The organism is Actinomadura bangladeshensis (assembly GCF_004348335.1).
Lineage (GTDB): Bacteria > Actinomycetota > Actinomycetes > Streptosporangiales > Streptosporangiaceae > Spirillospora > Spirillospora bangladeshensis.
Genome location: NZ_SMJW01000323.1, coordinates 1 through 7,900, shown reverse-complemented (window position 1 = coordinate 7,900; position 7,900 = coordinate 1). Strand labels below are relative to the sequence as shown.

Below are 7,900 nucleotides of genomic sequence, written 5' to 3'. Positions count from 1 at the left end.
CCCCCGCACCACGAGGATCAGCGCGACGCCGAGGACCCCTTCGACGGGGATGCGCACGAACGCCCCCGGCGTCAGCCGGGCGAACTCGGCCGGCGTGACGAGCGCGAGCAGCACCAGCAGGAACGCCGCGCCGGTCACCGCCCGCGCCGCGATCCGCCCGCGCCGCCCGCCGCCCGCGTCCCGCCCGGCGGCCTGCACGTCTTCCTCTGTCACCCGCTCCGCGCGGCTATCGGTGGTCAGTTCGTCCTCCCGAGGCTCGGTCCCCCGCCGCGAACGCGACAACAACAGCACGTCCGCCCGCCGCCCGCCGGTTCAACCCCGTCCCCGATGAGATCGGCGGGGTACGCCGGTCGGAGATTCAGTCTCGCCGGGATGTCGAGGACGCGGGCGCGGCTCCGATCCATTCATGAGCGGCGCCGCCGGGGCGCCCGAGAAGGAGGTACGGACATGAGCAAGGTCACCTGTGACATCGGGATCTCCGTGGACGGCTTCGTCGCCGGCCCGAACCAGCGGCTGGAGGAGCCCCTCGGTGACGGCGCCGAGCGGCTGCACCGGTGGATGTTCGAGCAGCGCGAGGCCAACGCCGAGGTCATCGAGAAGATCACGGACGCCGGCGCCTTCATCATGGGCCGCAACATGTTCGGACCGGTGCGCGGCCCCTGGGACGGCTCGGACTGGACCGGCTGGTGGGGCGAGGAGCCGCCCTACCACGCGCCCGTGTTCGTCCTGACCCATCACGAGCACGAGCCGATCCCGATGCAGGGCGGAACCACGTTCCACTTCGTCACGGACGGGATCGAGGCGGCCATGGCACGGGCGCGGGAGGCGGCGGGCGCCGCGGACATCGCCGTCGCGGGCGGCGCGCAGACCGTGAACCAGTACCTCGCCGCCGGGATGATCGACGAGCTCCGGCTGCACATCGCACCCATCGTCCTCGGCGCCGGGGAGCGGCTGTTCACCGGCGTCGGCGACCTCGGGCTCGAACCGGTCGCGGTCTCCCACACCGACCTCGTCACCCACGTGACCTACCGGGTCGGCCGCTAGAGGACCAAGGTCCCCGCAGGTCAGGGACGGTCGCCTCGGGTAAGGACGCGCCGAGCGGCGCAGAGTTGGAAGGGCAGGGGAACCGGGACGAACCACGCGGAAGGGGCGGCATGTACACCGACAGGAGCGAGGCGGGGCGCTGGCTCGGGCGCCGCCTGCGGCGGCACCGCACGCAGGACGCGGTGGTGATCGCGGCGAGGCCGGGCGCCGTCCCCATCGCCTACGAGGTGGCGGTGGCGCTGGACGCGCCGCTGGAGCTGGCCGGCCGGTCGCCGGCCGCGCCGCTCGGCGGCCGGACGGCGATCATCGTGGTCGAGGGCGTGGCGACCGGCCGGACGGCGCGCGCCGCGTGCGAGGCCGCGCGCGCACGCGGCGCGCGCCGCGTCGTGCTGGCGGTGCCGGTCGGGGCGCCCGGGGCCGTCGACGCGCTCCGCGACGCCGCCGACGAGGTCGAGCGCCCCCTCACCCCCTGCTACTTCGACGCGATCGGCGACTACTACCTGGACGACTCGCCCGTCACGGCGGACGAGGTGACCCGGCTGCTCGACGCGGCCCGGATCACCCCGAGCAGCCGGGCGACCGCGCCCCGGCACGCCGCGATATAGCGGCGCAGGTCGACCAGGGCGGGGTCGGCACCTGCCGCTACCAGCCGACGGCGACGAGGAGGTACTGCGGGTCGCCGTGGGACACGAACGAGGACTGGTCGGCGTAGTCGTCGTACGGGAAGCCGTAGGCGCGGTGGCCGATCCCGTGGTCGTGCCAGAACTCGGCGTAGTAGTTCGCCGGCGCCGCCTTGTAGAACAGCGACGGGTCGGACCATTGCGACTGCGGCAGCTGCGCCACGTGCCGGTTGATGGCCGAGCACTTGGCGGCGTCCTCCCGGAGCGGCCCCGCGCATCCGGTGACCTCCTGGGTCGTGGCGGAGACGCCGACGGACGCGGCGTAGCCGGTGAAGTAGTCCGCGTGCTCGCCGCCGGGCCGGAACGCGGGCGCGTTGCCCGGCGAGGGGATCCGGTAGGGGGCGTCGACGGTGGCGAGGGAGTCGAACTCGGCGGGGACCTCGTCGATGAACCGCTGGAAGGTGGCCGCGCGGTCCTCGGCGAACGTGGCCCGGTCCTCGCCCACGGACACGTCGTACCCGTCGTGCGCGTGCAGCCGCAGGGCGAGCTTGAGGCCGAACCCGTCGACCCGCGTGGTGTTGCCGTTGAAGGCGTCGGCGCCGACCGTGAACTCGATGAAGTCCCGGTAGCGGCTGTCGGCGGACCCGAGGTAGAAGTACATCCGGCCGGCCGAGTTGACCGGCATGTCCAGGTAGGGCTGCTCGGCGATGGAGTGCGTCTGGCCGTTGAAGCTCCAGTACACCTGGCTGTCGGGGTACTTCCCGTTCGTCCGGTTGAGGACCTTCACGGTGAGGACGTTCCGCGCCGGCGGGATGGTCGACGTGTCGCCCCAGAAGCCGTCGTCGGCCGGCGGCGTGGTCGACCCCGCCGTGTGCACGGCCATCCCGAACAGGGAGTAGCCCCACTGGGTGGCGCGGGTGGTTCCGTACAAGCGGATGTAGCGGCCGTTGCCGGTGACGGTGAGGGTCTGGTTTCCACCGGTCGCGTTGGCGGTCGAGTAGATGGCCGTCCAGTCGGTGGCGTTGTCGGAGATCTGGATCTGGAAGGCCTTGCCGTAGGCGGTCTCCCAGTCGAGGACGACTTGGCAGACGTCCTGGGCGGAGCCGAGGTCGACCTGCAGCCATTGGGGGTCGCTGAAGGCGCTGGACCAGCGGGTCGCGGCGTTGCCGTCGACGGCGGCGGAGGCGGGGTAGGACGCGTTCTCGGTGGACGAGGCGGTCGCCGGACGGTTCAGCGCAGCGTCCGACGTGCCGCAGGCCGCCGCGGCGGCGCGCCCGGCGGGGACGGCGAGCGCGGCGGCGAGCAGGAGCGCGAACAGGGCCGCCGGCCAGGCTCTCCTGGGCGGCGCATGGGGCGGGACGGGAGGCATGCGCATCTCCTTCGGGGGGTGGTGTGCGGGGCCCCTGGTTATTTCACAGCATGATTCAAAGCGTGGATTATCTGGCCGTCAAGGGCGCGCCCGGTATCGGGGGCGCGATTGAACTCCGTCCCGGCGGGGTGCGTATCCCCACGCGAAGATCGACGCCCCCGGGAGGGTTCATGAGCGTGAGGAACAGCCGGCTGCGCACCGCGGTCACGACGACCGCGGCGGCCGCCGGATCCGCCGGGCTCCTCGCCGGCGCGCTGTACGTGGTCCATGCCGAGTCCGGCTCCGGGGCCGCGGCGGGCGGCCGGCAGGCCGGCCTCGTCGGCGACGCGCAGGCCGGACGGCGGCCCGCCGGACCGGCGACCGAGCAGGTCACCGGGCAGGCCGCCGCCACCGCCGCCCGGCTCGCCGACCGCCTCGGCGACCGCACGACCGGCGCCTACATCGACTCCGCGGGACGGCCCGTCGTCACGGTCACCAACGAGGCCGACGCCGCGACCGTCCGCGCGGCGGGCGCCGTCCCGAAGACGACGCGGCGGAGCCCCGCCGAACTGCGCAGGGTCACCGCCGCGCTGCGCAGTTCCTTCGCCGACATCCCCGGCACCGGCTGGGCCGTCGACCCGGCCACGTCGAAGGTCACCATCTGGACGGACGGCTCGGTCACCGGCGCCCGGATGGCCGCCGTCCAGCGCACCGCCCGGCAGCAGGGGACGGCCGTCCGGATGGTGCGCTTCCCCGGCCGCCTGCACACCCTCGCCCTCGGCGGCGACCCGATCTTCGGGCAGGGCGCCCGCTGCTCGCTGGGCTTCAACGTCAAGCGCGGGCAGCAGGACTTCTTCCTCACCGCCGGGCACTGCGGCAACGCGGTGCGGGACTGGACCGCCGACGCGCAGGGCGGGCAGCCCCTCGGCGGCACCGTGCAGAGCAGCTTCCCCGGCAACGACTTCGCGCTCGTCCAGGTCGACCAGGGCGCCGCGGGCGAGGGGGCGGTCAACCTCTACAACGGCCGCGCGGTGGACATCACCCAGGCCGGCGAGGCCGTCGTCGGGCAGCGCGTCGCCCGCAGCGGCAGCACCACCGGCGTCCACACCGGCCGCGTCCTCGCCACCGACGCCACGGTGAACTTCGCCGAGGGCACCGTCACCGGCATGATCCAGACGAACGTCTGCGCGGAGCCCGGCGACAGCGGCGGCCCGCTCTTCGCCGGCGGCACCGCCCTCGGCCTCACCTCCGGCGGCTCGGGCGACTGCCGCACCGGCGGCGTCACGTTCTTCCAGCCGGTGACCGAGGCGCTCCAGGCCTTCGACGCCGAGGTCAGCTGACGCGCGGAGGCCCGGCCCGCGCCCGCGCCGCGCGCCAAGCCCGCGTCACGCGCCGGGTACGGCGGCCAGCCCGCCGTACGCGGACACCTCCGCCGGACCGGGCGCGGGCGGGTCATCGGGATCGCGCCGCCACTGCGACACCAGGACCACACCCGGCTCGACGAGGTCGAGACCCGTGAAGACGAGCCGCTCGAACTCGGCGGCGGTCCGGGGCCGGGTGCGGACGCCGTCGTCCCCGTACCCGGCCGAGGCGGGCCGCAGCCGCGGCTCGTGCTCCGGCGTCACATGGGTGGCGAGCACGTAGCTGCCGGGCGGCAGGGCCCCGACGAACGTCCGGACGATCTCCTCCGGCCCCTGATCGTCGGGGATGAAGTGCAGGATGGCGCTCAGCAGCAGGGCGATCGGCTCGTCGAAGTCGAGCACGTCGCGGACGAGCCGGTTGCCGACGATGGCCTCCGGCTCGCGGATGTCGGCGTCCAGGTACCCGACCTTCCCCCGCGGATCGGACACCATCAGCGCCCGCGCGTGCGCCAGCACGACCGGGTCGTTGTCGACGTAGGCGATGCGCGCCTCGGGCGTGATGCCCTGGACGACCTCGTGCACGTTCGGTGACGTCGGAATGCCCGTGCCGACGTCGAGGAATTGCCGTATTCCCGCCTCCGCGGCGAGAAACCGGACACCGCGCAGCAGGAACCTGCGGTTCTCCTGGGCGCCCACGCGGATGGCGGGAAAAGCCTCCTCGATCTTGCCCGCGGCGATCCGGTCGGCGGCGAAGTTGTCCTTTCCGCCGAGCAGGTAATCGTAGACCCGCGCGGACGACGGATGCGCGGAGTCGACGAGCGGTTGCGAAGCCTCGGGCGGTGACACGTCGGTGGACCTCCATGCTCCTGGCGCCGGCCGGGATCGGTAGTTTAGTTTAACGGGACACCGGCCCGGCAATTCGCTTTCCGTAATCAACTGATAGAGGAACGTGATGAGGATCGTCATAGCCAGCGCCTCGGGGCAGCTCGCGCGCGCGACCGCCGAATACGTGCTGGAAAAGGTGTCGCCCGATGACCTGATCCTCGTCAGCAGGAATGTCGGCGCGCTGGCCGATTTCGCGGACCGGGGCGTGACCGTCCGCTACGGCGACTACGACCGCCCGGAGTCGCTGCCCGCCGCGTTCGCGGGCGGCGAGCGGCTGCTGCTGATCAGCCTGCACGAGCTCGGCCACCGCGTCACCCAGCACGAGAACGCCGTCAACGCGGCGAAGGCGGCGGGCGTGCGGCACATCGTCTACACCTCCTACATCATGGTCGACCCGGCCTGCCCGTCCACGGTCGTCCCCGACCACCTGCGCACCCACGAGCTGCTGGACGACTCCGGCCTCGACGTCACCTACCTGCGCAACGGCCTGTACGCGGAGACGCCCGTCACGCAGATCCTGCCGCCGGCGATCGCCCGGGGGATGCTGGTCGACAACACCGACCACGCCCGCGGCGCCTTCGTCCACCGCGACGACTGCGCCGCCGTCGCCGCCGCGGTCCTGACCTCGCCCGGCCACGAGGGCGAGACCTACGACGTCACCGGCCCGGAACTGCTCAGCTTCGCCGACATCACCGCCCTGGCGGCCAAGGTCACCGGCCGGCCCGTCGCCTACCAGAGCGTGGACGACGCGTCCTTCGAGGCGGGGCTGCGCGAAGCGGGCGTGCCCGACGACGTCCGCGGCATGATCGTCTCCTTCGGCGTCGCCCTCCGCGCCGGCTGGGGCGAACCCCTCACCGACACGGTCGAGCGCCTCACCGGCCGCCCGCCCCGCCCGATCGTCGACCTGATGGAGCGGCACCGCGCCCTCCTGACCGGTGCCGGAGCGCCCTGACCGCGGACGGCGCGCCCTGACCGCAAGCGGCCTGTGTACCGCATTGACCGGCGGGTCGTAAGGGAGCACGATTTCCTCCACTAAAAGGGGGAAATCGTGAAAAACGCCTTTGTGGTGGTAGTGATCGGCGGACTTCTGCTCGGGGCCTGCGACGCGAAGGTCGATCCGCCCGCCGAGGTCGCGGCGTCGAGCGCGCCCGGCGGCACGCCGACCAGCGCCTCGGCCGCCGCGGCGCCGCCGTCCGCGACCACCCCCGCGGTCGAGAAGCGCACGGTCACCGAGACGCGGAAGATCCCGTACAAGACGCGCAAGGTGAGCGATCCGGCGCTCGCCGCCGGAAAGACCAAGGTGCGCAGGCGCGGCGTCGCGGGCGTCAGGACCCTGACTTACACGGTCACCTACACCGGCGGTACGGAAACGTCCCGGAAACTGGTCGGCGCGAAGGTGACGAGGGCGCCCGTCGCCCGCGTCATCGCCGTCGGCACCAAGCGCGCCCGCTCGTGCGACCCCAACTACAGCGGCGCGTGCGTTCCGATCGCGAGCGACGTCGACTGCGCGGGCGGCAGCGGCAACGGCCCCGGCTACGTCAGCGGCCCGGTCCGCGTCGTCGGGAGCGACATCTACGACCTCGACCGGGACGGCGACGGCATCGCCTGCGACACCTGACCGGGCAGTTATGACAGAAATGTGTGTCATAACTGCGAAGCTCGTAGCTGTGTCATGCGTCCACCGACGCCGAACTGATCTTCGCCGACCATGCGGGGCGCTTCTACGCGCGCCAGTACGGGTTCCCGCCCATGGCGGGCCGGCTGCTCGGGGTACCTCCTCATCTGCGATCCGCCGCAGCAGACGATCGCCGAGATGAGCGAGGTGCTATGCGGGAGGGCCTCGCCCTGCTCCCGGACGACACCTCCGTCCGCAGGGGCGTGCCTGAGGAACTGGCGGCCCTGCGCGACGAGTGGCGGGTCCACCGCGACAAGCTGCGCTCGGAGGGCAAGCTGCCCGATCCGGGCATCCCCGACTCCGACTCCGGCTGACGCGGACGCGGACCGGGAAACGAGGAGACAATGGCAACGCGTTACCGGCACCGGCGATCACGGCGAGCGGGCTGCGCAAGTCGTTCGGCGATCAGGTCGTTCTCGACGGGATGGACCTGGAGGTCCCGGCCGGCACGATCTTCTCCCTGCTCGGCCCGAACGGGTCGGGCAAGACGACGACCGTGCGGATCCTCTCCACACTGCTCCCCGCGGACGGCGGTGAGGCGTCCGTCGCGGGCCACGACCTGAGGCGCGACGCGCGCGGCGTCCGGTCCGCCCTCGCGGTCACGGGGCAGTTCTCTGCGGTCGACAAGCTGCTGACTCGCGCGCGGCCGCGCGACCGGAAACCGCACTCTGCGACGGCGCCAAGCCCTGACGGACACAGACCTGGAGGCCCTGGCAGCAGCAACAGCCCTAGCCGCCCTAACAAACCGCACCGCGCCCGCACCCCGGCGGCGGGTGTGATCGTGAGCCGGAGCCGACGAGGGACGAAGCCCCGAAGAGACAGCAGCGAAGTGGGACAGAAAGATGATCGGGCACCCGAGCCGGGGAGGGGGCGAGGGGCGAAGCCCCAAGAAACAGCGGCGAAGTGAGACCGAAGGAGTCGCGGACACCTGAGCCGGGAGGGGGGTGTGGGGGGCGGAGCCCCTCAC

9 protein-coding genes and 1 pseudogene are annotated in these 7,900 nt (G+C 72.7%); 7 read left to right on the top strand and 3 right to left on the bottom strand.

Annotated elements, in window-relative coordinates; all coding sequences use genetic code 11:
* Positions 1-213: hypothetical protein (locus E1284_RS42090; protein WP_424923528.1), on the bottom strand; the 213-nt coding region annotated here is incomplete at its 3' end.
* Positions 214-447: 234 nt separating this feature from the next.
* Here E1284_RS42090 and E1284_RS36250 point away from each other — a divergent pair.
* Both E1284_RS36250 and E1284_RS36245 read left to right on the top strand, forming a co-directional pair.
* Positions 448-1,044: a dihydrofolate reductase family protein gene (locus tag E1284_RS36250; protein ID WP_131944671.1), complete on the top strand. Its 597-nt coding sequence runs from the start codon at positions 448-450 to the stop codon at positions 1,042-1,044.
* Between the two features lie 110 nt (positions 1,045-1,154).
* A complete protein-coding gene (locus tag E1284_RS36245; protein ID WP_131944670.1) occupies positions 1,155-1,649 on the top strand; it encodes a phosphoribosyltransferase family protein in 495 nt (164 codons plus the stop codon).
* A 37-nt stretch (positions 1,650-1,686) separates the two neighbouring features.
* Here the strand turns inward: E1284_RS36245 and E1284_RS36240 are convergent, their stop codons facing one another.
* Entirely contained in the window at positions 1,687-3,033 is a 1,347-nt protein-coding gene (locus E1284_RS36240; RefSeq protein ID WP_207924150.1) for a beta-1,3-glucanase family protein, read from the bottom strand.
* 170 nt (positions 3,034-3,203) lie between these two features.
* Between E1284_RS36240 and E1284_RS36235 the strand changes: the two genes are divergently transcribed.
* Positions 3,204-4,352 (top strand): S1 family peptidase, encoded by a 1,149-nt coding sequence (locus E1284_RS36235; RefSeq protein WP_131944668.1) that lies wholly within the window; start codon positions 3,204-3,206, stop codon positions 4,350-4,352.
* Positions 4,353-4,397: 45 nt separating this feature from the next.
* Here the strand turns inward: E1284_RS36235 and E1284_RS36230 are convergent, their stop codons facing one another.
* Complete coding sequence (locus tag E1284_RS36230; protein ID WP_207924149.1) at positions 4,398-5,219, bottom strand: SAM-dependent methyltransferase; 822 nt, start codon at positions 5,217-5,219, stop codon at positions 4,398-4,400.
* Positions 5,220-5,325: 106 nt separating this feature from the next.
* Here E1284_RS36230 and E1284_RS36225 point away from each other — a divergent pair, with 106 nt between their 5' ends.
* From E1284_RS36225 to E1284_RS43470, 4 genes and pseudogenes are all read left to right on the top strand, one after another.
* The gene (locus E1284_RS36225) at positions 5,326-6,210 is read left to right on the top strand and encodes an SDR family oxidoreductase (RefSeq protein ID WP_131944666.1); all 885 of its coding nucleotides are present in this window, start codon (positions 5,326-5,328) and stop codon (positions 6,208-6,210) included.
* A 96-nt stretch (positions 6,211-6,306) separates the two neighbouring features.
* Entirely contained in the window at positions 6,307-6,876 is a 570-nt protein-coding gene (locus E1284_RS36220; RefSeq protein WP_207924148.1) for a G5 domain-containing protein, read from the top strand.
* 209 nt (positions 6,877-7,085) lie between these two features.
* Positions 7,086-7,247, top strand: coding sequence for a hypothetical protein (locus E1284_RS42085; RefSeq protein ID WP_165965565.1), 162 nt, complete (start codon positions 7,086-7,088; stop codon positions 7,245-7,247).
* Positions 7,248-7,303: 56 nt separating this feature from the next.
* Positions 7,304-7,570, top strand: a pseudogene (locus tag E1284_RS43470) (ATP-binding cassette domain-containing protein); the annotation flags it as partial.
* Positions 7,571-7,900 lie beyond the last annotated feature (330 nt).

What these genes read in the sequence shown, in the direction of transcription:
- E1284_RS36240 (WP_207924150.1), bottom strand. Translation starts at nt 3,033, where the DNA reads ATGCCTCCCGTCCCGCCCCATGCGCCGCCCAGGAGAGCCTGGCCGGCG.
- E1284_RS36235 (WP_131944668.1), top strand. Translation starts at nt 3,204, where the DNA reads ATGAGCGTGAGGAACAGCCGGCTGCGCACCGCGGTCACGACGACCGCG.
- E1284_RS36250 (WP_131944671.1), top strand. Translation starts at nt 448, where the DNA reads ATGAGCAAGGTCACCTGTGACATCGGGATCTCCGTGGACGGCTTCGTC.
- E1284_RS36245 (WP_131944670.1), top strand. Translation starts at nt 1,155, where the DNA reads ATGTACACCGACAGGAGCGAGGCGGGGCGCTGGCTCGGGCGCCGCCTG.
- E1284_RS42085 (WP_165965565.1), top strand. Translation starts at nt 7,086, where the DNA reads ATGCGGGAGGGCCTCGCCCTGCTCCCGGACGACACCTCCGTCCGCAGG.
- E1284_RS36225 (WP_131944666.1), top strand. Translation starts at nt 5,326, where the DNA reads ATGAGGATCGTCATAGCCAGCGCCTCGGGGCAGCTCGCGCGCGCGACC.